At 35.3% G+C, this 24174-nt stretch carries 30 protein-coding genes; 3 read left to right on the forward strand and 27 right to left on the reverse strand.

Features of this window, described 5'->3' with window-relative positions:
• The first annotated feature begins 44 nt into the window (after positions 1-44).
• The gene (locus P0092_RS17480; RefSeq protein ID WP_004615984.1) at positions 45-641 is read left to right on the forward strand and encodes a cupin domain-containing protein; all 597 of its coding nucleotides are present in this window, start codon (positions 45-47) and stop codon (positions 639-641) included.
• A 34-nt stretch (positions 642-675) separates the two neighbouring features.
• On the opposite strand, the gene P0092_RS17485 is transcribed toward P0092_RS17480, so the two are convergent.
• The 11 genes from P0092_RS17485 to P0092_RS17535 all read right to left on the reverse strand — a co-directional run bounded on the left by P0092_RS17485 (position 676) and on the right by P0092_RS17535 (position 8100).
• Positions 676-1146, reverse strand: coding sequence for a hydrogenase maturation protease (locus P0092_RS17485; RefSeq protein WP_004615981.1), 471 nt, complete (start codon positions 1144-1146; stop codon positions 676-678).
• Positions 1143-2555 carry a nickel-dependent hydrogenase large subunit gene (locus P0092_RS17490; RefSeq protein WP_004615979.1) on the reverse strand — a complete coding sequence of 471 codons (1413 nt, stop codon included), beginning with the start codon at positions 2553-2555 and terminating at the stop codon, positions 1143-1145. The genes P0092_RS17485 and P0092_RS17490 overlap by 4 nt, the downstream gene beginning before the upstream one ends.
• Positions 2552-3451, reverse strand: a complete 900-nt coding sequence (locus P0092_RS17495) for a hydrogenase small subunit (RefSeq protein ID WP_004615977.1) — start codon at positions 3449-3451, stop codon at positions 2552-2554. Before P0092_RS17495 ends, P0092_RS17490 begins: the two co-directional genes overlap by 4 nt.
• Positions 3451-3900, reverse strand: coding sequence for a cytochrome b5 domain-containing protein (locus P0092_RS17500; RefSeq protein WP_004615974.1), 450 nt, complete (start codon positions 3898-3900; stop codon positions 3451-3453). Before P0092_RS17500 ends, P0092_RS17495 begins: the two co-directional genes overlap by 1 nt.
• 171 nt (positions 3901-4071) lie before the next feature.
• On the reverse strand, positions 4072-4911 hold the full coding sequence (locus P0092_RS17505; protein WP_004615970.1) for an AraC family transcriptional regulator: 840 nt from the start codon (positions 4909-4911) through the stop codon (positions 4072-4074).
• 67 nt (positions 4912-4978) lie between these two features.
• Entirely contained in the window at positions 4979-5377 is a 399-nt protein-coding gene (locus P0092_RS17510; protein ID WP_004615968.1) for an arsenate reductase ArsC, read from the reverse strand.
• Position 5378: 1 nt separating this feature from the next.
• On the reverse strand, positions 5379-5681 hold the full coding sequence (locus P0092_RS17515) for a thioredoxin family protein (RefSeq protein WP_004615966.1): 303 nt from the start codon (positions 5679-5681) through the stop codon (positions 5379-5381).
• Between the two features lie 26 nt (positions 5682-5707).
• A complete protein-coding gene (locus P0092_RS17520) occupies positions 5708-6721 on the reverse strand; it encodes a permease (protein ID WP_004615965.1) in 1014 nt (337 codons plus the stop codon).
• 61 nt (positions 6722-6782) lie between these two features.
• Positions 6783-7079, reverse strand: a complete 297-nt coding sequence (locus P0092_RS17525) for an ArsR/SmtB family transcription factor (RefSeq protein ID WP_004615964.1) — start codon at positions 7077-7079, stop codon at positions 6783-6785.
• An 80-nt stretch (positions 7080-7159) separates the two neighbouring features.
• The gene (locus tag P0092_RS17530; RefSeq protein WP_004615962.1) at positions 7160-7846 is read right to left on the reverse strand and encodes a hypothetical protein; all 687 of its coding nucleotides are present in this window, start codon (positions 7844-7846) and stop codon (positions 7160-7162) included.
• Positions 7847-7896: 50 nt separating this feature from the next.
• Positions 7897-8100, reverse strand: coding sequence for a hypothetical protein (locus P0092_RS17535; RefSeq protein ID WP_004615960.1), 204 nt, complete (start codon positions 8098-8100; stop codon positions 7897-7899).
• 547 nt (positions 8101-8647) lie between these two features.
• On the opposite strand from P0092_RS17535, the gene P0092_RS17540 reads away from it, so the two are divergent.
• Positions 8648-9046: a helix-turn-helix domain-containing protein gene (locus P0092_RS17540; protein WP_004615959.1), complete on the forward strand. Its 399-nt coding sequence runs from the start codon at positions 8648-8650 to the stop codon at positions 9044-9046.
• Between the two features lie 201 nt (positions 9047-9247).
• Here P0092_RS17540 and P0092_RS17545 read toward each other — a convergent pair whose 3' ends face one another.
• The gene (locus P0092_RS17545) at positions 9248-10231 is read right to left on the reverse strand and encodes a TIM barrel protein (RefSeq protein WP_004615957.1); all 984 of its coding nucleotides are present in this window, start codon (positions 10229-10231) and stop codon (positions 9248-9250) included.
• Between the two features lie 367 nt (positions 10232-10598).
• Complete coding sequence (locus P0092_RS17550) at positions 10599-10994, reverse strand: pyridoxamine 5'-phosphate oxidase family protein (protein WP_004615955.1); 396 nt, start codon at positions 10992-10994, stop codon at positions 10599-10601.
• Positions 10995-11118: 124 nt separating this feature from the next.
• Here P0092_RS17550 and P0092_RS17555 point away from each other — a divergent pair, with 124 nt between their 5' ends.
• Positions 11119-11472, forward strand: coding sequence for a winged helix-turn-helix transcriptional regulator (locus tag P0092_RS17555; RefSeq protein WP_004615953.1), 354 nt, complete (start codon positions 11119-11121; stop codon positions 11470-11472).
• Positions 11473-11526: 54 nt separating this feature from the next.
• Here the strand turns inward: P0092_RS17555 and P0092_RS17560 are convergent, their stop codons facing one another.
• The 14 genes from P0092_RS17560 to P0092_RS17625 form a co-directional block, all read right to left on the reverse strand.
• Entirely contained in the window at positions 11527-11670 is a 144-nt protein-coding gene (locus P0092_RS17560; protein WP_004615951.1) for a cyclic lactone autoinducer peptide, read from the reverse strand.
• Between the two features lie 28 nt (positions 11671-11698).
• Entirely contained in the window at positions 11699-12508 is an 810-nt protein-coding gene (locus P0092_RS17565) for a hypothetical protein (RefSeq protein ID WP_004615949.1), read from the reverse strand.
• Positions 12509-12666: 158 nt separating this feature from the next.
• Positions 12667-13167, reverse strand: a complete 501-nt coding sequence (locus P0092_RS17570) for a hypothetical protein (protein WP_004615947.1) — start codon at positions 13165-13167, stop codon at positions 12667-12669.
• A 30-nt stretch (positions 13168-13197) separates the two neighbouring features.
• Complete coding sequence (locus tag P0092_RS17575; RefSeq protein ID WP_131451595.1) at positions 13198-13599, reverse strand: hypothetical protein; 402 nt, start codon at positions 13597-13599, stop codon at positions 13198-13200.
• Between the two features lie 454 nt (positions 13600-14053).
• Positions 14054-14635: a hypothetical protein gene (locus P0092_RS17580; protein ID WP_004615944.1), complete on the reverse strand. Its 582-nt coding sequence runs from the start codon at positions 14633-14635 to the stop codon at positions 14054-14056.
• Complete coding sequence (locus tag P0092_RS17585) at positions 14632-15261, reverse strand: accessory gene regulator ArgB-like protein (protein WP_004615941.1); 630 nt, start codon at positions 15259-15261, stop codon at positions 14632-14634. Before P0092_RS17585 ends, P0092_RS17580 begins: the two co-directional genes overlap by 4 nt.
• A gap of 48 nt (positions 15262-15309) precedes the next feature.
• Positions 15310-15861, reverse strand: a complete 552-nt coding sequence (locus tag P0092_RS17590) for a GNAT family N-acetyltransferase (protein WP_004615940.1) — start codon at positions 15859-15861, stop codon at positions 15310-15312.
• Between the two features lie 161 nt (positions 15862-16022).
• Entirely contained in the window at positions 16023-16916 is an 894-nt protein-coding gene (locus P0092_RS17595; RefSeq protein ID WP_004615938.1) for a dockerin type I domain-containing protein, read from the reverse strand.
• Between the two features lie 196 nt (positions 16917-17112).
• Entirely contained in the window at positions 17113-17691 is a 579-nt protein-coding gene (locus tag P0092_RS17600) for a TetR/AcrR family transcriptional regulator (protein ID WP_004615937.1), read from the reverse strand.
• A gap of 228 nt (positions 17692-17919) precedes the next feature.
• Positions 17920-19200: an FAD-dependent oxidoreductase gene (locus tag P0092_RS17605; RefSeq protein ID WP_004615935.1), complete on the reverse strand. Its 1281-nt coding sequence runs from the start codon at positions 19198-19200 to the stop codon at positions 17920-17922.
• A gap of 99 nt (positions 19201-19299) precedes the next feature.
• Positions 19300-19878: a nitroreductase family protein gene (locus tag P0092_RS17610; protein WP_004615933.1), complete on the reverse strand. Its 579-nt coding sequence runs from the start codon at positions 19876-19878 to the stop codon at positions 19300-19302.
• A gap of 58 nt (positions 19879-19936) precedes the next feature.
• Positions 19937-20497: a hypothetical protein gene (locus P0092_RS17615; protein WP_004615932.1), complete on the reverse strand. Its 561-nt coding sequence runs from the start codon at positions 20495-20497 to the stop codon at positions 19937-19939.
• A 29-nt stretch (positions 20498-20526) separates the two neighbouring features.
• Positions 20527-21465, reverse strand: a complete 939-nt coding sequence (locus P0092_RS17620) for a tRNA dihydrouridine synthase (RefSeq protein WP_004615930.1) — start codon at positions 21463-21465, stop codon at positions 20527-20529.
• Between the two features lie 3 nt (positions 21466-21468).
• Positions 21469-24117: a translation factor GTPase family protein gene (locus P0092_RS17625; protein ID WP_004615927.1), complete on the reverse strand. Its 2649-nt coding sequence runs from the start codon at positions 24115-24117 to the stop codon at positions 21469-21471.
• Between the last annotated feature and the right edge of the window lie 57 nt (positions 24118-24174).

Here is a 24174-nt window from a genome sequence, read left to right on the forward strand (position 1 = left end):
AGGCATAAGATAATATTATAAATACTATTAAAGGAGTGATACATGTGGGTAATATACCTAACCCATACCCCTGTCTATATAGTAATGACAACATAATGAATAATACCGGTAACATGAACCCGGTTCCCTACTTTGAAAATGTCCCGGATTTTTGGAATCAGCTTCCAAATCAATATCTTCCTCATATGGAACAATCAAAACCCTGTAATCCTTTAATGCTAAAGGACTATGGCCCAAAACCTTTTGCTATAGATATTGATAAAGCAGCCAAAGAAAATAATAATTTTCGCTTGGCTTTATGGACGGGAAAGCATTTACAGGTTACTCTAATGAGTATTAATGCAGGAGATGAAATAGGCTTGGAAATACATCCTGACCTTGATCAGTTTATCCGAATTGAAGAAGGTCAAGGGCTTGTTAAAATGGGTGATAGCAAAAACTGTCCTGATTTTGAGGCTAATGTTCGGGAGGACTATGCTTTTGTTATCCCTGCCGGAAAATGGCACAATCTGATTAACACAGGAAACAAGCCTCTGAAATTATATTCGATTTATGCACCACCACAACATCCTTTTGGGACTGTCCATAAAACTAAAGCAGATGCACAAGCTGCTGAAGAAAGCCACAGCCGCTTATACTAAATAGTATAAAAATAGTCTTCCTATTGAATAATTTTTAATCATAGGAAGCTATTTTATTTTTCACAAAATCATCGATTATGTTATTTACGTCTGAAATTATCCCGATAATTTTTGACTTTAAAACTGACGACAGGCTTGTGCCAAAATCAATTTCATAAGGCTGAATGCCTATTAGCAAACCTTTTATATTTTGCCCGGATTTTCTGACCAAATCAAGGAGATGTGTATCGTGAAGAGATATTGGATAAACAGGGTTTTCATTAAGTTTGTCAAGTGATGCTACACTGATACTTCCGGCCTCTTTGTATAAATATGCTGCATCAATTATAATGGTCATTAATGCACTCTCTATTTGATTCAAACAAAAATAAACATCGGTTTCTCCAACAACATATTGAATATCTTTGTTTGTATTTATTTTTTGCAGTTCTTCTACTATGTGTATACCTATTCCGTCATCAGTCATGAGTCTGTTACCTATTCCAAGTACAATTAACTTTTTCATGGCATTACCTGTATTGTTTTAACACATTTACCCATGGAGTAAACATGAGTAGCACAGGAAACACATGGGTCAAAGGAACGAATAATTCTTCCCAGTTCAACCGGGTTGTCAAAATCAGTAATTTTTGTATTCATTAATGCTTGTTCAGCCGTTCCTCTCAAATTGTTATTACCTCTGGCAGACAGGTTCCATCCGGAGGGAGTAATAAGTTGATAGCGTGATATATTTCCGTTTTCTATTTTAAGCCAATGTCCTAAAGCACCTCTCGTTGTGTCTATAAGTCCCGCTCCTTCTGAGGCGTCTGGAATCGTATACTGTTTTTGGACGGACACCCCGGGGATTAGGTTTTCTATAAGAATGCCCATGACTTCAGCGATTTTTCTGGCTTCCAGCACCCTTGCAATGGTTCTGTCCATAGTGGATATTCCATTTCTGTACTCTCCGCTTAACCATTGTCTGGCCAATGGGCCAACTTCATAGGGTATACCTCTGTATCGTGGAGCTTTTACCCAAGAGTATGCTTTACTTTTATCCATGTCTGCTTCAGCTGTTGCGCCTGTGGGTTTGTACTCATTGGTTTGGCTCTTATACCATGAATAATCTATTTCCTGAGTTATTTCATCAGGATTGAAAACACTTATATTGCCTTGTGTGTATACCAGCGGGTCAACATATAAAGTTCCCAGTTCAGTATATTTGTTGAAACAACCATAACTCAAAAGGTTTCCGTAACCTCTGCCGTTTTTGAAATAATCCTTATAATATCCGGCAATGGTGTATGCGTCGGGTATCATTCTGTTTTCTATAAACTGACGGATGCTAAGTAATATTGATTTTATTTTAATGATTTTATCAGTGGTTGCCTGAGTCGTAATTCCACCTATAAAAACCCCATGATTATGCGGTGCCTTTCCTCCCAGTACTGCCAGCATTTCATGTGCACTCCTGCTTATATCCAGTGATAGAAAATAGTTTTTGACTATATTTTCGTTTTTTCCTTCAGGAAGTCTGAAATCATTATGTTCTGTTACATATAGAGGATACTTGTCCGGAAGTCTCACAAAATCAGGTATAGTGTACTGATAAAAATGCCTGATGTGATTCTGCAGAAACTCACACCCATGGAGGATATCCCTTAGGTACCTTCCTTGTTCTCCAGGGACAATTCCCATTGCAGACTCAAGTGCCATAGTTGCTGCAACAGAATGGGCTGTGGAGCATATTCCGCAAATCCTTTGCGTAAAATAAACTGCATCAAAGGGATTTCTTCCTTCCAACATTTTCTCAAAGCCTCTAAAAAGTAGTCCTTCTGTTTTAACGTCTGTAACTGCATTATTATCAATTGTTGCATCTATTTCCATGAATCCGCTGATTCTGGTAACCGGGTTTATAACAATCCTTTTTGTCATTCCTTTACCTCTCTGGTAGTATTGTAGGTGATAAAAGGCTCCATTTTATCCGGGAAGCCAAACTGTGCGCAACCGATACAAGGTGTATCATCTTCTATCGGCCAGTTTACATACTGATTCCACTTTCGTATTGGACAGTCAATATACGTAACAGGCCCTCTGCAGCCCAGCTTAAACATACAGGTCTTCTCTCCCAGTTTCTGCGCAAAAATTCCTTTATCAAAATATGACCTTCTGGGACATCGGTCATGGATTAATGTACTATAAAACAATACCGGCCTATCTTTGTTGTCAAGTTCGGGTTCTCCATACAAGAGTATATGGGCAAGTGTTCCCATAAACCAGTCTGGATGGCAAGGACAACCCGGAAGCTTTATAACCTTTCTTTTGAGAATACTTTGCACACCCACGCTGTCCGAAGGGTTTGGTTTAGCTGCAGAAACACCTCCGTGTGAGGCACAGGCTCCAAGTGCAATAACATGTGAAGCTTTTTCTCCAAACATTTTAATCACATTAAGTGCGGTAACGGGTTTACCTTTCCAGCGTCCTATAATATTGTACATTCCGTTGTTTTTAGTTGCTACCGCTCCCTCAACAGCAAGAATATATTCTTTGCCGTAAATACCCATTAATTGCTCCATGGCTTTTTCACCTTCCGCAGCCATAAGGCTATTATCATACATAAAGTTAGTCATTTGCGAAATCAGATATTTAAAGTCAGGATTTGAGCCATTCAGCAACGAAATGATGTTGCCTGAACAACCTGTCAGTTCAAGCCAAACCAGATTCTGTCTAATCAGTTTACCTTTATTGATTTCTTCCCTGACTCTATTAAGTAATTCTCGCGCCGTCTCAAGACGTGCAGTATACTCGGGACACGGTTTTGTTTTGTTCATTAAATTAACTTCCCTACCACCTTTAATTTATTCAATATGGACTGTCCTCCGTGGCATGAGGCAAACTTGTCTGTTAAATCTTTACCTGCCGTAAGCCCAAAATGTGTAGCCGCTGCCCATGCTGCATTCTCCGTAACATCGTACACGGTTCCGTTTACAGCCACATATGCAGGATTTCCATCTTTTCCGTTGAACTTGGCAAGTTCCTCCAGTGTAAAATCTATTCTAGGTTTATTTGTACATAATTCAAATGGAGAAACAGATATTTGATTCACCTGTTCAAATATTAACCCACATAAAAAGTCAATCTCATTTATTTTATCCCTTAGTTGCTGCAAAAGTATATTTCTGGTATGAACACAAGGTGCAGCATGAATTAAATTGATATAGTTATCTGTTTCTGCTGTCATTGCTTTTATTCTAAGTCGGACATCATTCTCCCAATTCATATAAGCCTCTCCTATAAATATATTTTTAAAATAAGCTGATTATTCTTATTTATTTTTCATTGATAGACATAATATAAATTATGCAAATTTCGGGCTTATAGTTACTTGAACAAACTCTCAGAAGATATAAAAAACCACACCGATTAAGTGTGGTTTTTTATACTTCTATAATTATTTTTCTATAACCGGAATCCAAATTTCACTGATATAGTCTTCACTCTTTATGTCACCTTCTGTATAAAGCTCTATGTCATAACCCGGTATCAATTCATATTTTGATTGTGGAAGCCATTCACTATAAATCCTTCTCCACATATTCTGAATAGAGTCCGGCATTGCTCCTACGCACTTGAATACTGCCCAGGTGTAAGAAGGTATATCAATGGTTATAAAACCTTCCGGAATCTGCTTTACATACTTTTCTTCACAGCCTATACCATATTCAAATTCTTTGCAGTCGGGTTCGCCGGGCAGACATATTCCGAACATGCCGCAAACCTTTTGATGCAACCCATCTTCACAATATTCCGACCAGAACATTGGAATACTTATAATTCTGTTCTCCTCTGTGAACTTTCTTGTTTTAGTCACTACCCTGAATGAATCCTTTTTTTCAATTTTGTAATCCATAACACTACCGCCTTCCAAAACGATTTTTAGCGTGAGACGATTAAATGCTTTGAGTTCCGTTCCATGTTTTTTTGCCTGTGACGGCAGTACTCCATGAAACCTCCTGAATGCTTTTGCAAAGCTCTCGGGGGTATCATATCCGTACTTTAAAGCAACATCAATAACTTTTGAATCGTAGTTTAATAACTCTTGGGCTGCAAGAGAGAGCCTTCTGTTTCTTACATATTCACTCACTGTCATCCCTGTTAATAATGAAAATGTCCTCTGAAAATGAAAGCTCGAGTAAAAAGCACTTTGTGCAATATCATCACAAACAATATTTTCACTTAAATGTACTTCAATATAGTCTATTGCGTAATTCAAAGAGCGAACCCAGTCCATTCAATCACCTCCTTTGCATTTTCATTTTACAAAAAACAGTAGTATTAATTCCTGTCATTTACTGCTTCTAATTGTCTATTGAATTTTTAAGAGCCATAATTTTTTCTTCTATGATTTTAATCACTCTGATAAATTCTTCATCATTTTTTCCCGTTGGGTCTTCCAGACCCCAATCTTCCCTGTGATTACAAGGCAAAACCGGACATTGAACATTACATCCCATGGTTATTATAATGTCAACAGTCGGTATGTCTTCCAGAAGCTTTGATTTTTGTGTTCTCTCCATATCAATTCCATAAATCTGTTTCATCAACCTGACAGCAGACTGATTTATTTGAGGCTTTGTCTCTGTGCCTGCGGAATAACTTTCAAATACGTCCGATGCAAGATGTTTGCCCAGAGCTTCCGCAATCTGACTACGACAGGAATTGTGAACGCATATAAATGCTACTTTAGCTTTTCCCATTTTACTGTTTCCTTGCTTTCTCCAATATACTGATTATTTCTTCAGTTTTTAAAACTTTCCCGTACGAAACAACTTTACCGTCTACAACCAAGGCAGGTGTTGTCATTACACCATATGCAGCAATCTGTGCAAAATCCTTTACATGCTCAATATCAGTGTCCATTCCCAGCTTTGACATTGCTTCTTTTGCAGCAGCTTCAAGCTGATTGCATTTTGCACATCCTGAGCCCAGCACTTTTACATATGCATCCCCTTTAACATTTGTTTCACTTTTGTCTTCCTTCTTCTTTTTAAACAATGACATAATAAAGTCCTCCTCATAAGTTTATTTTATAATAATAAATATTGAAATACATTAAACAGATATCCAACAATAATAATACCTATTGTACAAATTGCAACAAATAATGCCAAAAGCCTTGGTTTTACAGCCTTACGAAGCATAATTAGAGATGGTAAGCTCAGAGTTGTTACCGCCATCATGAAGGACAAAACAGTTCCCAGATTTGCTCCTTTGTACAGTAGCGCTTCTGCAACCGGGATAGTACCAAAAATGTCTGCATACATAGGAACACCAATTAATGTCGCAAGTACGACACCAAACGGATTATTACTTCCCAGAACGATTTTAATCCAGCTTTCTGGAATCCAGTTATGAATTACTGCACCGATTCCTACACCTATTAATATATACGGAAATACTTTTTTAAAGGTAGATATTACTTGGTCTTTTGCATAGGCAACACGTTCTTTTTTTGTTAAATCCGGTGAATCAATATCCACACCTGAGGCATTTAGTATAAAATCCTCCACATACCTTTCCATATTCATTTTCCCGATAATTGTACCTCCTGCAACTGCAATAATAAGACCAATTATTACATATACAACAGCCACCTTCGCACCAAAAATGCTCATTAGAATTACCAGTGAACCAAGGTCTACCATAGGGGAAGAGATTAGAAAGGAAAATGTTAAGCCCAGTGGCAGTCCGGCGCTGGTAAACCCTATAAACAGCGGAATTGACGAACAGGAACAAAAAGGCGTAACTGTTCCCAGAAGTGCTGCTATGGTATTTGCTCCGATTCCGCGGAAACGAGTCAATATTTTTTTACTCCGTTCCGGTGGAAAAAAACTCTGAATATATGAAATTATAAAAATAAGAAGACATAATAGTATTGTTATTTTTATTACATCGTATATAAAAAACTGAATACTTCCCCCAAGCCGTCCTGACATATCAAGGCCAAAGAAGGAAAGCAAGTTATGTATAAGTGTGTTAAGCCATTTCATTCCAAGCACCTGATTTTGTAAAAACAGTCCAATTCCTTTTAATAACTCCATACATGTCTCCTTTACATAAATACATCTATTTTTATCGATATATCCATTTTTAATAAAGCCATCATATGATGGCTGAGTATATTTCTGTAATCTTGCCAAGCAGTTCTCTGGCATAAACGCTGCCTTGCGGGCTTATGGAATAGTGCGTCCATTTCCCTTCTTTTCTTGCATTTACAACACCGGAATCACATAGTATTTTCATATGATGGGACAAAGTGGACTGACCAATTTTCATATCCTCTAACAGTTTGCAGGCACATTTTTCTCCTGTCTGAAGCAATTCCAGAATCATTAGACGATTTTCATCACAAAAAGCTTTAAATACTTTTGCATTTTCTTCGTATTTACTGATTGACACTTTATCACCTCATATCTAAAATATTCGATATGAAATATTATATTAACCAAATCGAAGTTTGTCAATGTATAAATCACTCATCATTTCCCTTCGTATATTTCTTCAGTATCATTATATATTATTATGCTTGGAGGATTTAAGTTTCCACTCTGCCACTCCGATTCTCGGTCCAGAATAGAAAAATTAATATCCAAATTGACTTGTCTGTTTGGAAAAACCACAAATTTGACGGGTTCCTTCAAAGTATTGCTGACAGTTATAATTTTAGCATTTTTAGACAGATAATCTTCAAGGATAGGTATTTTTATATAAAATTCTTTCTTATCATTACTATAATTCTTTAATTTTATTTTTCCATTAAGAGAAATAATACCGCCGTTATTTGTATAATTAATCTGACTGCCATCTCTTATGTATTCTATAGTCTGTAAACCACTTAATTTTGATTTAACAAATCCATATGCTATATCATATGTAGGTTGGTATATAATAGAGCCTACAATAAAAAACAGAACAACAAATTTTCCAAAATTCCTGTGAACATCTTCATTAAAACATATTATCCCTGCAACCCCCAGCAATATTAATGTTAAGGTTATTACTCCCGTATAATGCAAACCGGAGTTTCCGTCCGACCATACACTAATACCCATCTTTGTCAAAATAAAATCACCAAGTATCAGATTATGTTTATTATTAGAAAATAGTATTACCAACAATATTACCATAAAAAAAGATGCTATAGCTATTATCTTTCTTTTATTCATTTTGTACCTCCATTCCATCAATATATAATATATGTTATTAAATGTAAATTTTATGTGCAATTATTTTTAATACAACTATCCTGAGAATCATAGGTTAAAATATTCTGAGCTACGGATGTCAAAAAATTTCCAAATACATTACGTTGGCAGTTGTCCAACTCCTCTGCAACTGCCAGTGATATCACAGTGGCAAGCAAGGTAAGCTCACTGGGACTTAACGAAAAAAATTTATTGCAGCAATTATTATTCATCATATTATAAAACCTCTTATTTAAATTAATAACATAAACATACTATGTTTATTATTTACCTGTTGTTAAACTATATAATAAAAAAAGACACCCTTTGGGGAGTGTCAAAAAGCAGGAGGTTTGTTAAATGGAAGAGTGCATAGTATAGAGTATATATTTAGTGCCACCTACTTTAAACAAAACCTCTCTAATAAAAATCACATACAGAACAATCTACTTACTTTTGTGGGTTTTTATCTCAGGCGGCATAGTTATCATATTAGCATTAAAATCCTTATTTAAGGGCCTACCGTTTATTTATCTAAAGAATCCCTCCTGTTTTACCTTTAAAGTTCCTCCATTTATCTTGCATTAAATACCTTTTTTCTTTTTGGGTAATACGTTTTGGTACAATCAGTACCGAAAGTAATTATATATGAATAATTTTTGTTAGTCAATACATTTACCATTATTTTGTAAATAAATACTCACGGGTCTTATTTATAGTTCAATAATTAATATTGCGTTCTTCAACTGCTATAACTTATAATTATTCATTGAGGTGATTAGGATGTCCGTTCTTTCAGAGAGGGTTAAAAAATTACGCAATTGTAAGCGACAATCCCAAAATGAAGTAGGTAAAGCTTTAGGTAAAAGTAGAGAAACTGTTTCAAAATATGAGCTGGGTGAAAGAGAACCTGATCCGGAAGCTATTATACTTTTTGCAAAGCACTTTAATGTTTCTTCAGATTATTTATTAGGAATTAATGAACAGTCACAAAACATGGCAACTGAAGAAATAATACCGTACAGCCCGGAATTAGCCGCCTTTGAAAAGTATCTTAAAGATGAAAATTTCATCCCATATTTACAACTTGCAGTGAGGATGAAGGATTCAAATATTGAAATAAATCAATTTGAAAAGTTAATAAATAAGATTATTAAACAGACAAAATCAAACGTAAAGTAAAAGAAGTGTACCAACCTTGATTTAATTAAAATAAGTGCTTTTTGTGATAGTTTGTCGTAAGTAAATCATTTAATGAGTTGGTACACTTAGTACCTATTTTTTATTATAATACCCTTACAATCTATTAGTCAACCTTATTTTGTAATTATTTGTAATTAATTACAAAATTTGATAATATACGCCTTATAAATAAGCTTTCTTTTATTCTCCAAAACTTTTTAAAACCCTATTCTGAAGCGTCACATATTGTTCCATTTCATCAAATGTATTGGTAATGAACTCATACACCAAATACTTAGGATTTATGTATTCTATAACCCTCTTGATTGACGGATGTGAAAAGGGAATGTGGTTGTCAATTTTGGCGATGTGCTCAAATACTTTCAGATATCTGTCAAAAAAGGATTCACTTTTGTTAAAACCACCCCAGTTCTTGATTTTATCTTTTACATATTTTCCTGAGACAGAGCTATTAAGGTGTATTCCTTTAATATTTGACGATAATTCCTCCAGATTCTGGAGTACTCGAAGAATATATTTAACACCTTCCTCTTCTGTTTTCAGCTCAGTGTTGGTATTCATCATATGGCCTATATCAAGCATGAATCCTTTTTTGGGATAGTTTATTCCGTCCATAAGCCTGAATGCCAGTTTTTTATCCAAAAGTGTAAGACCGGGCCACCATTGATTTTCCAAAAGCAGGTCAAAATCTGCTGAAGTGTCTTTGAACAACTTATTTATCATTTCAATAAATGCTTCAATAATTTCTTCATCACCATATGTAAATTTATAATTATAGCAATGTTCAAGCTGTACATGGCTTACATGAAAAACTATGTATTTTACACCCATATCACAGGCTGTTTTAATTTCATTGCGGTAATACTCCAATATACACTCCCATGTTTCACCGCCATAGTATTGTTTGTAGGCTTCTATATCACCAAACTGTCTATAAAGCTCATACTTATCATTGCGATAAAAATCAAGCCAAGCAGGCCAAAAGCGCATATGCAGCCCATGAAGCAATGAAGACGAAACAATCTCATTCTGCCACTGAGAAGTCTGAATAATTTCAAGTCCTTGCAAATCATGCTTGTATAAAAACTTTTTGATTTTGTTGCTGTCACCCGAAAATCTGTATAAATCATATGGGTGGTTTGAAAAATTCATCAGCTTTAACACCGGGTATACCTCCTATTTCTATGATAATATTTTACAAACTGGTTTGATTCCTCATCTTTTAAAAGAATATAAAAAAACACTACCTTTTTACGAGGTAATGCTTCCGTTTTTCGTTCAGCACTGTGCAGTTTATATATTACTGCATTCGCATATCCCATTTTTAATTTCAATACTAATGGTAACAAGCGCAATTATTTTTTTACCAGATATATGGTATATCAATATAACTCTATTGTCAACGTATCTAAGCAACATATAAAATTTTATTTGCCATTAAAAATGCCAATATAAAGTTATTCACCCTACATCGGCATATATAATAGTTCATGACCTCACAGTCACCTTTTATAAAAAGTATAATAAGTGTTTATAGTTCAATTACCTTTGGCTCATCCGTAAAAGAGCAGATAGTTGCTATGCCATGTTTAAATGCAAATACGGTCATTACATTGTCATCTACGGTGTACATGGAACTAAGAGCGGCATGGTTGGCATCCATCATTGCCACACGAGCTTCCCTGCGCAAATCTTCCTCGACTTCACCTTCTAGTCGAATCCAAGTTCCTTTATTCATACCGCAAATTTCAACCTTGTTGTTTTTCTTCATCTGGTGGTATACTTTTTTTCGGTTATTGGTAACGATATAAAGCTTGCCTTCGAAGACACATACAGCGCCAAAGGGACGCACACGAGCCTGTCCGTCCTCGTTGGTAGCAAGGTATATAATACCACATTCTTTCAGGTATTCTAAAACTTCGTTCATATTAAAAGCTCCTTTCAAATCATGGGGTTGTGTTTTTTGTTTCTCACAGGTATAATTATATCTTACACAAGCATTAAAACAAGTACGATATTTTTTGATACCAGTATCAGAGAGGATAGTATTAATGGAGAAAAAACAACTTTTTGGCCTATGTCCGTACGTAACAGCCCAAAGAATATTAACCGGAAAATGGTCAATGTACATTCTTTATTTGTTAACTGATGGGCCTATTCGTTTTAACGAGCTACAAAGGCGTATGCCGGAGGAAATGACACACACCACATTATCTCGCCAGCTAAAAGCAATGGAAAAGGAAGGACTGATTATCCGCACAGAATATCAGCAGATACCGCCAAAAGTAGAATATTGCCTGAGTGATATCGGAGATAAATTCAAAAAGGTTCTTGCGGAGCTTGAAGTATGGGGAAATGAGTATATTGAATTTCTTATGAATAATGAAAAAACAAAAACACCCTAAATAATAATATAAAGGTGTTTTTGTCCTCTTAATGCATGGTTTTTGATAAATTCATTAATGACTTCTGCGTACCGTCAAATGCTTGGGTGCTTTCGGCTGATAGTAGTATCCGTAACATGCCGAGCAAACACCTGATAACGCAAGAAGTGTGATTAATAGTGACAAAGGTACAAACAAAAGTTTGATTTTTGCCTTCATAATCTTTCCCTCCTCTCTGTTTATGTACTTATTCATTAATATAATCTATAAGTTTAACCGCCTCATCCACTTGATTATTTGTGAGCAAACTACGAATTTCATCTAAAGCAAATTTAACATCATCCTCAAATTCACAATATTTATCATACGATTTTATTATTAATCCAGTTATCACAGTATAAATCAATTTAAACATCTGAATATTAAGTACCAATACTATTACAAACAAGGATACAGAGAATGTTATTTGATAAACTAATTGCATCTTATCAAAAACTGCGATGAATACAAAATATAACAATTGTCCTCCGTAGGATAACATTAAAATTGATGACAGGAACAATCTATTAAGTCGGCGATTAATCCGTGTGACCAGCAAAATCTCATGCTTCCATAAAAATGCTGCTACCATTGCCTGAGCAAATCGTTGTGGCATTGCAAGCAGTACATACCAATGATAAGCGTTTTGAAATCTTTCCATTCCTTTGAATACATATGTAATCACATAAGGTGCGTATAGTATCTCTGTAACAGTCATTATTAAAAAAATAAAAGATGTTGCAAAGACAGCATATACTGGCTTCATCTTGTATACCAGTATAAGTATCAGTGAGTATGCAATATTATGTAATGTAATGCTTGCTATAACATTAGGAGATATAGGTCTTATAATACAAGAAGAAAGTAACATTAAAAGTATTGCTGTAGAAAACTTAAAAATATTCTTCTTGTTTATTTTTAGATTCCCCTTGCATCCAGTAAAAAGCAAAGCTATTGTTAAATTTAAAAACGCTTCGGGCAATGACACTAGCAGTAATATATATAAATTCATTACCATATAAGACACATCTCCTACAATTTTATTCAATATTTGTATTTTATGACATTTTATTTTGAAAGTAAATACAACCAGAAAAAGACCGAACAAGCCTATAAAAGTTGTATTTTTCGACAACTTATAGGGTTCGGTCTAATGTTTTATTCTCAAGCTTAAATTTACCCTTTTGGGCCTGACTCTCCGTTAGGATTTGTAATTAAGACATGCATTAACAGGTTCTCAAACATTCCTTCCTTATATACAGACCAGAGTAAATCAAATACTATTTTTTTGTTTTTAGTATCTAATATTTCCAAGAAAATATCAACAACCTCGGTGTAAGAAGGCAGTTTATTTTCAAACAATTTTTGGGGATAAGCTTCAGTAATGCTTTTTGTAATATATATATCATTACTATTCTCCATTTCTTCCGTGAGCTTATTATCTTCTAATACAAACACATTTCTACGATAGTATTTATTTGAAAGAAGCTCCAGTGCAAATTCTATTTTTTCTTTCTTTTGTTCAGTAATATCAAAGCCTAGCAAAAATTCCACGTATGGATGGATTTCTCTTGCCTGTTTAGATACATATAGTAAATGTATCTTGTACTGTAAATTCTGAATTTTATTTTGGAGCTGATTTATTTCGTCACGCAATTTCTTTATTTCATTTTCCATTAATATCTCCTTGTAATTTTCCTGAAGTAATCAATTACTGTAATTCATAGTGTGGTAAATGTTTGCATGACCATCATATGTATATATTTGACCAACTAAAGTAATTGTATGTTCGCCATTCCCTATCCAACAATGCGACTGGTTATGGGTTGATAAGGATATACCATCTCTTGAGGAGAAATTTAAAGTTTCCCAACCATCAATCTCTAAGAGCAAGTCATAACCTGTAATAATTTTATTAGCTGTAATACTCCAATCAATCCATACTGTGCCTGAAATCGAGTTTGGGTCCTTTGTAACCTTAATTCTAGTTGTTCCATAGAAAACACTAGGAATATTAATAGAGTCTTGAGAAATATTCGTATTGTTTTCAATTATACCCTTTGGCTGGGTAGCTACATTACTCTCTGATGCAAATACACTACATTCCATTGATAACATAATTGCTAAAATAGTTATTAATACTACAATAATTCTTTGTTTTTCACAACTAAAAACCTCCATTAAAATTAATTAATTAACATTTTAGCATTAAATGACATTTTTGTAAATTATTTATCTTGTTAACTTTAATTTTTCGCAGTTTGCTATTTATATGTATTCTTTAGGATAAACCCCAATAGCCATTTACAGCTATTGAAACTGATTGGAAATACCAATATTTCATCCTCTTGCAATTCTGAGTAATAATTTTGAAACCGAATTTCATCTAAATAATCCTTCTTAAACACATTTGGCCGCCAAAGACTTACCCCAATATCTTTAAATACGTCATTCCTAAGTGTATTCTATCAACGCCAATATGCAACTTTAGCTCTATTTAAACATTTTTCATAAGCTTCCTTTTCCTCTGTAGTAAAACCAAAAGAAATCCATTCTTTCATCACTACTTAATTTTTTCATCAAACTCGTAATAGCTTTTTGTTTCAGTATCAAACAATATAGTATTTTTAACTTGTGTAGGGCCTAGCATTTTGCCTTTCTCCCTATCCATATAAATATATTCATCTTGTATGAGCATTTCTCCAACTTCACCCTTCTTAAACAAATCTAAGTTGCTTTTGCCCTTTTTGACATTCAAATCAACCAGACTTGACTTAATCATATATTCTGAACTGAAATTGGGAGGATCAAGTTTAGACTGGATAAAATCCCTGTACTTATCTTGAAGTTTCTTAGAATTATGCTCAATATACAAATTATTGTAAACCAGAATATATTTATCTAAACTAGGGTTTATAATTAAGAAGCAGTCATTATTTGATTTATCAACAAATGATACATAATAATTAAACTTTCCTCCCAATATTGGAGGAACTGTTCCATCTACGGATTTTATAGTTTTACATTCAAAGTTCTTGGCAATATAAGTCTCTATGTCTTTTTCCGGCTGTTGTGGACATCTGACCAGAAATCCTAAAACAATTAAGAAAACAAAGGCAAGATTAATTTTTTTTATAAAAATCACCTCCCGTTTGCAGCCAACCCGTTCTTTATTATGTCAAAAAATTTGTGTCCCGTAGGCGTTATTGCGAATAACTCCTGCAAAACACTAAAGCATAATAACAGAGTATACATTTTAAATCCGAGTACGGTTAATATTGTAACTACTATTAACCATACACAGATATATAAAACAGATAATTTCTTAAATCTGAGTTTCTCTTGGGAATCTGTAATCAGCCTATTGGGAGTATCCTTTGGTGCGTATTTTATTAATATATGAATACCTATGATAAATATTATGGCAATCAGTATTATCAACCATGTAATACTCCAATAGTCATATGTATGCTTTGCAATCAATGCTGCTGCAACAAAAAAGCCTATTGACACCAATAAACATTTACCATATGTATCCATATGATATCCTCCGGCTACCTTTCGCAGTAATGCGAAGGATATGGATACTATCAATGTAGGAAGCAGTACTCCAAAGACCGTTGAAACAGCTATCAATACGCCAGTTTTAACAATACTGCCGATAGCCACTTGAAAACCGAAATAATATTCAGCCTTCTTCTGGTGACTCTCTTCAAGAACACTTGACAAACCCTTTGCACAAGAGTATGACCATTTATTTATAAATCTCAATAAATTCACCCCCTGTAAAAGGATTATATACCAAATTTTGTATTATGGCTATCTTTTAAAAGAAAGCCCCTGCCACTGCATTTTTGAAATGTTTGTTATATGAAGTGTTTTTATCTCATTAGTAAGAGGCCAATTTTTATCCTTCTCAGTGTGATGATATTGAAAACCACATTTTTCTTGAACACGTTTTGATTTTTCGTTTCCGTCAAAATATCCGCACCAAATAGTTTTTAGATTAACATCTTCAAAGCCATATCTCATTAATTCAACTACCGCTTCTGGAATCAGCCCCTGTCCCCAATAAGGTACTCCTATCCAATAACCGATTTCACCTTCATCTTTTTCTATTCCAAGGTTACTGCTCTCACCAATCATTAGGCCTAAACTACCAATAACGCCCTTACTTTCTTTTAATACAACCGCAAAAGTGCCCTCCGCGGATAGTACATCCTTTATAATCTGACGGCTGTTTTCAACGCTGGTATGAACCGGCCAGCCTGCTGCAGGTCCTATTCTCGGGTCTTTTGCATATTTGTATAATTCTTCAGCATCACTTTCTTCCCATGGACGTAAAATTAATCTCTTAGTTTCAATCTTCATTTTCCACACCTCTCTCTCAAATAAATAAGCCTGTACCATCTATAGTACTATATTAATTCCAGAATTTACATTTGTTTTTATTAAAAAAGACGTGAAAGAATTACTTCCACGTCTTAGTATATAAATTCCTCAATTATAGCTTTTATTGAATAAGTACTTATTTACACAGCAGGAAGTGTATTTACCATTCCCAGTAAGTACTTTTTCATGATTACAACATCTAGTGCGTTTATTACATTATCAGCATTTAAATCCATAGCACTATTATATGTACTTCCGCCATTGAGCAAATACTGCTTTAGTAGTGAAAAATCTATAGAATCAATACTTCCGTCATTGTTGCAATCTCCGACTTTTGGTGTTAATGGAGTAGTTTCAAAGAAACCGACCTTTTTCATTTCTGCCCATATAGCATCTGCTGCTGCATTACTTCCTGCCAATGTCGGATGAATTCCGTCAGACAAAATGTATGAAGAATACTTTCCTTCAAAAGTTGGTCTTAAATCAAGGAAATATCCTTTTGGTGATGTTGAACCAGTCACAATACTCTGAATCTGAGGTCTGAGAGTGTTAAGTTTTGGATTTAACATACCAGACAATCCTCCTTGAGCATCCGGATAAAACAGATAAAATACTTTTACAGTTCCGCTTTTAGTCATCTGCTGAAATAAACTTTTTGCAGCTGTAACCGCACCATCAACGCTACCGCCTAAGCAGTCATTTCCGCCGCCATCCATTATTACGTATTTTACAGTACCTGCATTTACACCATTCTGATACTGTGTGGGAATATTTGGAGATATTCCACCGTTCAACATAGTTCCGCTTACTGAGAGATCTCTGAACTTGTCGGTTGAAGCCAGGATTCCATCGTTTCTTGCATTTTGTTGCAGTCTGCTTGTAATATCATGAGACAAGGCTAAAAATGAATCTCCTATTACAAGGACTTCACTTCCCGAAACTTTGCCGGTATCAGCGGCAAAGGAAGCTGTTGGCAAGCAAAAAGTAATTAATGCAGCCAACAACAGGAAAGTAATAAAATTGGATTTTTTCATATTAACTCCTCCTTAATATGTCTATCGTTTTCTACGATAGCAACTTTGAATCCCCCCAAGCCATTCAGAACATGTTTTACCGAAGCTTCACTGAATGCATTCGGTGAATTCATTAGATAAATAATATCACATCGTCAATGGAAAATAAAGTATTAATTGGGGTTTGACTCTATAAGTATTAATAATTGGAATTTTGTTATATCTGTTTTGTCATTATTTCCATAATTTCTTTCATCTGAGTTTTTAAATCAGTTTTTCCGTCGTGCAAACACCAATCAAATATGATACCTCTTGCAACAACAAAAAGCATCTTTGTCAAGGCTTCCGGGGCTGAATCATTACTTATCTCATTATTTTTGTGCCCGGCTTTAATAATATTTGTTAAAACAGTTTGCATACCCCTACCATCAACAATAAACATTTTATTTTCTGACGTATAAAACTTTTTTATCACATCAATTCCATCTTTTAAAGTATAGTCTGCATAAATGTCAAAAAATTCTACTATTCGCTTTTTGCATCCTGCTTCTGTTAATTTACCTTCTACTTGTTCCAGGAAATACTTATCAGCCTTATTAAATGCCTCTCTTAAAAGAGCCATTTTAGATTCATAATAATAATAGTATGTACCTACCGATACACCGGCCTTTTTTGCAATCTGTTCTACTGTTACAGAATCAAAGCCATATTTTTGAATCAGCTTTTCTCCGCACTTATATATTTTATTTTTTGATGCAATTGCCTGCTTAGTTCTTGTTGTCATTTTTTTGTTCATGTTATATCATATCCTTTCCGTATTTTTTCTTTATAAATATTACTAAGTTGAATGTTGTTACTACACAATAAAAATAATTTTGTTTTACAATTGTAAACATTTCAGTAAATTCTATCAATTAAAGCAGATGCTTTCAAGTTACAAAATACATAAAAAAACCGCGCATTATATCAAAATGTGCGGTTGCAGTATATTCCCATATATGATTAGTATATTTTTACCCTTTGCCTAAAATGTCCCCGTTAGTGTCAGTTGATTCATATTCAATATTTTATTAAATATTTCAGGTCTTTTTGTTTTAATTTTATCCTGATTCTGCAAAATGGAATCCCATATAAGCTTTGGGGTCTTATATTGGCTATATGTACCCTCCAGTGTTATCCCTTCCAACAAAGAGAACAAGTAATCGAGTTCATCATCTGTATATGTTGGAACTAATGCATAGCCTTGCGAAACTTTAAGATATTCATCACGGTTAAACTCAAAAGACTTATTCCACCAATCAGTATATTTTTCAAAACCGTTTTTACCTTCAAGCTCGTTCTTAATAGCCTTTGCAGCATGATATCCGCACATTAGAGCACCCTGTACCTCAACTTCAACAAAAGCAGCACTGTCGCCTATAGACAGGACATTATCTGTATACGGTTTCTTTAGAGACATAAAGGCTTTAACTGCACAGCCATGAGTGTCCAATACAGTTGCATTGGCAAGCAGGTTTTTAAGAGGGCTGTTTGTAAGGAGGTTTTCAAAAATAGATACGGGCCTCATATTTGCACTGCCGGAAAGTGTTAATTCAACAGTATCATCGCCATATAAGCTTGGTCCTATAATTACTGCGGCATTGGAATGATACGCTTTTCCGTAGTATAAGTTCCAGCTGTCAGGAATATACTCAGACACCCCCTTTAGAAAATATTTTACAACGTGAGCTGTTGCAAAATGGTGTCTGTTTTTATTAAGACCAAATATTCCAGTAAGCTTTGCATTGACGCCTTCAGCAATAATTGCTTTCTTTGCTTCAATTGTATAATGTTTATCATTTTCTTTAAGCACTATTTTAACATAGTCACCCATATCCCAACCTTCGCAGGCCATAGTTGACATTCTTATGTCTACTCCTAAATCATCGCATTCTTTGCATAAGTCCTGAATAAGCTTATTCTTATCAAACTTAACAGCAAATGGCTTCCTGTCGGGATGGGCAAAATGAATTTTATGTCCACTGGGAGAGTGATAGTATTTGTCGGTAACATTTTTCAATTGCCCTGTATAATTAACCTCAAAATTATTCCTTTCAAAGGTTATTTTCCCATCATTTACGTGGACAAATTCATTTTCATATCCGTCATCAAGAATTATCTGTGCAGAACATGCACGTTTCAAGTGAGTTAGACTTTTGCTTTTCTCAACTATTATAACACTAAGCCCCATTTCAGACGCTGTCTTTGCAGCCATAAGTCCTGCCGGACCGGCACCCACAATAATCAAGTCTGATATTTTTTTCATAAATTTACATTTTCCTCCACAGTCAGAATGTGGATATTATATCATCTTGAATTTTTATTTACAAATATAGGGAAAAGCCATCCCATGGTTTTTTATCTGTTAAACAATGTTTATTACATCTTTGCGTGGAGCAGCCGAAGCAGGTTCTGCCGCTGCATAACCCATTACAACGGAACCGTATATAATGTGGCTATCAGGGATTCCCAAGTCATCCATTAGTTTACGTATTAAAGGCATGTTTGATAGTCCCGGCAATTGGTTTAGCCAACAAGAACCAATACCAAGAGAATGCGCCGCCAGCATCATATTACCAATAGCTAATGCTGAATCCGGCATTGCATTTGTGTTGTCTTTCAAATTTGAGACAATAATATAGGTTGGGGCGTTATACAGGAAATTAGAATTCTCGTCTTCCGCTTTTTTAATCAGGCTCACAATATAAGGATGGGTTTCTGCCACAACCGGAATAGTTAAAAGGGTTTGACGGATAGCCTCATTGACCTTTTTCATTGAATCCTCATTTTGTATGGCAGTAAATTTCCAACTCTGCATTCCCATACCGCTTGGGGCATAGCTTCCTGCTAATAGAATTGTGTTTAAATCCTCTACAGATATCTGCTCATTTTTAAAGCTTCTTACACTTCTTCTTGTTAATATATTTTCTATTATTTCATTCATTATATGTCTCCTTTGATTTTAGCCCTTTCTTGATATTTCTTCATCCTTTTTAATATTCCTATAATCCTTTAAAATAATCATCTGTTAATTTCTGATATTTTGTAGCAAAGTCTTTTACTTTTGCACTTTGTTGCTTGTATACAGCTGAAGATTGGTCCATTAATTTATTTTTTTCATCGGTACTCATTTCAGAAATATTCTTGCTTATTTCTGCCAATGAACTATTCATCTCCTTTAGAAGGGCTAGAGCTTTTTTCTTATTTACAGTCCGCTCTTCATCAATCAGGTTTAAAAATAAAGGATCATAGCTATTTACTAATAAATCAGACATATTCCAATTTAACTGGCTTACCGGCGATGCCAACCTAAAGTGATGGCAAATCTTATTTACATACTTCTGATATTTTTCTCCATCTACGTAATTTAGTGCTATATAATTGTCAACTTGTCTGGAAAGTTCATATACTTCAGACCACTCTGTTGTCATCTGTTTTATTTGTTCATTTTTCAATTTACTATTTTCATTATGTATAACTACATTCCCTACTATAGATAAAAATAAAGCCACTACCAATACTATACATATTACAGTTAACTTTTTATTGCTCACTTTTGTCACTATATCTCTCCTTATAAAAAAATTTTTAGTTAGGTTTCTACGGGCTGTTCTTCAAATAGTCTGGAAACAGCTTCGTCATAATCAGATAATCTTTGTGACTTCTTGATTTTTTTTGCGTGTTTTTCATTATCAGTAAAGACATTTATCATATAGAACCATAACTCTTTCATTTTAAATAAAACATTGCGTTCTCCTGAAAGTATATCTTTATAATCATTATATATTTTGTTGTGGAACTCCTTCAATAAATTCTTTTCCAATTTAGTGCCATTTTTAATTTCATGTACCAGGGCAGGGTTCATTAATAATCCTCTGCCTAGCATCAGAGTATCTACACTTGGGAAGTCCTCATGAAATTTCACATAATCCTTTGACGTAAAAATATCACCATTATAGCAGACAGTATTTTTACTTAGCCCCAAGGCATCCTTAAAAATCTGCAAATTGGGCTTATTTTTATAAAAATCCTTTTGTATTCGAGGATGTATAATAAGCTCTTCAACAGGATATTTATTAAATATATTTATTAAATCATAAAATTCCTCAGGATGGTCTTTGCCTATTCTGGTTTTAACAGATATTTTGGTCATAGCCTGTGAGAAAATTTCTTCTAAAAAGGCATCAAGTTCTTCCTTTTTTGCAAGAAAACCTGAGCCTCTGTTTTTGGAAACTACAGTCCCTGAGGGGCATCCCAAATTGAGATTTATCTCATTGTAACCCATACTATTAATTTTTTTTGAAGTGTAAATAAAGTCTTTTGCATTATTAGTAAGCACTTGTGGAACTAAAACCAACCCTTGATTATTTTCAGGCAAAATATCTCTTAAGTCTCTGGTCTTAAAGCCATCTATTTGATTTGCGATAATAAAAGGAGAAAAGTATTTGTCCATGCCATCAAAAAGAGCTCTGTGTGCATTTCTATAAATATATCCGGTCAGCCCCTCCATTGGTGCAAAATAAAACTTCATAGATTAAACATCCTTTTCTTCTTTAATTAATATCTCCATTTGCTGCTTTGCCTTCTCCGGCAATGCATCCATCAGATAACTGCGGCCCATTCCCTGTATTTCCTGAAACTCCTGTTTTATTCTTCTATTGGCCTCTTCCATATCAATTTTTAGTTCTCTGGCAGATAACAAGGCACATCCGGCACCTCTCACAATTATCTGCTGCAGACCGTCGGATGTTGCAACTGTTATATTATATTTTTTCTGATTGTCATGAGCAAATTTTTCTATATACTGGTCAGCTGTTTGTGCCTCTTTAGTATATACCACATGGATGTTATTATAACTAATTATCTCCTCACGATGCCCTTGAACACGGTAAGCATCAAATACCACTATAATCCGGCATTGGCGAATTCCCTGATAGTTGCTGAGCAAATCAAGGAGCTTCATTCTCGCAGCATCTGTATTCTTATCGGAAAGCTCCTTTAGTTCCGGCCATGCAAATAAAATGTTATAGCCATCCACAAGAAGGTATTCTTCTTTAAATTCTTTCTGTGCGCTAACATAGGAAGCTTTTTCATAATAACTTTCCTCAGCTGTTTTGCGTCTTCTCCATGCAGATTTTTTACCTTGATTAACATAATAGGTTCTATTGATAATCTGGTCAATCTCCTCTAAGCTGATAGACAATTCCTGAGAAACTCCATGTCTTTTTTCCTGTTCCTTCAATGAATTATCTTTATTTTTAAGGTAGCTTTGTATGTGCATGTAATTCTTTACTTCATCCCAAGGGACAGAAAATCCCGTCCCATTTGCACAAAAGACAGAACCTGTAGGATTTGCCATATCTCTTTCGGCGTCATACCCGATGTTATCTATAACCTCCTGTGCGTTGTGACAAGGCTCATAACCTTTCACACTGCAAAAAAGTCTGCCTGCTCCTTTGGTATACGCATTTACTTCTTTCTGATAATTCCTCATGGTAATAACAGGGGCACTTCCCACAAGTACTGCAGTTTCGCCGTTTGTCTGTGATATACTGCTTACGCCGTGCATTTTCTCAATATCAGTCATAGCTCTTCCTACCATTTTCTCAGGCAGTTCCAGCTGAAAGGTATAATACGGCTCTAAAAGTATGGATTCTGCTTCCATTAAGCCTTGCCTTACCGCACGGTAGGTTGCAGCTCTGAAATCGCCGCCTTCAGTATGCTTATTATGTGCTCTTCCTGAAACAAGAGTAATTTTAACATCGGTAAGGGCTGACCCTGTAAGCACGCCTTTATGGGTTTTCTCAGCCAGATGGGTTAGAATCAGCCTTTGCCAACTTCTGCTGAGAATATCCTCACTACACTCCAATCCAAACTGCAAACCGCCACCCGGCTCTCCCGGCTCCATTAAAAGATGAACTTCCGCATAATGTCTCAGGGGTTCAAAATGTCCTACCCCCTCAACAGTATTCCCGATGGTTTCCTTATACACAATGCGTCCTGCATCGAAGGATACCGATACTCCAAAACGGCTTTGTATTACACTTTGGAGTATCTCTATCTGTACCTCACCCATAATCTGCGCATGTATCTCCTGTAATTGCTCATCCCATACAATGTTAAGTTCAGGTTCCTCTTCTTCAATCTGCCGTAACTTTGGAAGCATCATTCTTGGGTCACAGCCTTCCGGAAGTATAATCCGATAAAACAGCACTGGCTCCAACAGAGGTGAACCTGATGCAGCCTCTATTCCCAAGCCCTCTCCCGGTCTGGTCTGATTAAGTCCTGTTACTGCACATACCTCTCCTGCCGTGGCTTCACTTGCTGCGTCATATTTCTTCCCGGAATAAATGCGGATTTGGTTCACTTTTTCTTCCCATTTCCCGTTTGTCAAGAGGTCTTTTACCTTCAGCTTTCCTCCTGTAATCTTCAAATGGGTAAGACGGGTTCCTTGTTCGTCCCTTGTTATTTTAAATATCTTAGCTCCAAATTCTGCCGGATAGGATGGTATCGTTGAGTACACCCCAATGCCTTGCATTAATTCGTCAATGCCATCCAATTTCAAAGCCGAGCCAAAAAAGCATGGAAATACTTTGCGTTCTCTCATAGCTTTACTAATCTGTTGTGTCTCTATATGTCCTGTTTCCAGATAGTTTTCAAGAATTATTTCATCGCACATGGACAGCTGCTCGTAAAACTCGGTTGTATCAACCTTGCCAAATTCAATACATCCTTCGCCTAACTGCTTTTTCATATCCTTTATTAATTTTTCTTTATCCGTCCCAATCTGGTCCATCTTATTTACAAAAATAAAGGCAGGAATATTGTACATTTGCAGTAGCAGCCACAGTGTTTTCGTATGTCCCTGTACCCCATCTGCACCGCTTATTACCAAAATCGCATAGTCCAATACCTGTAGTGTTCGCTCCATTTCAGCTGAAAAATCCACATGTCCCGGTGTATCCAATAGCGTAATATTTACCTCGCCTGTCTCAAGCACAGCCTGTTTGGAAAAAATAGTGATTCCTCTGGCTCTTTCCAACTCGTAGGTATCCAAGTACGCATCCTTATTGTCTACCCTTCCCAATTTACCGATTTTACCGCTAAGATAAAGGATACTCTCTGATAATGTCGTCTTGCCTGCATCAACATGTGCCAATATTCCAATGATTAGTTTTTTCATGATTGATTTCCAAATCCTTTAGTCTTTCTATCCGTATATATTTCACGGCCCCTTTGA

The sequence above is a fragment of the Ruminiclostridium papyrosolvens DSM 2782 genome (genome assembly GCF_029318685.1).
Lineage (GTDB): Bacteria > Bacillota > Clostridia > Acetivibrionales > DSM-1351 > Ruminiclostridium > Ruminiclostridium papyrosolvens.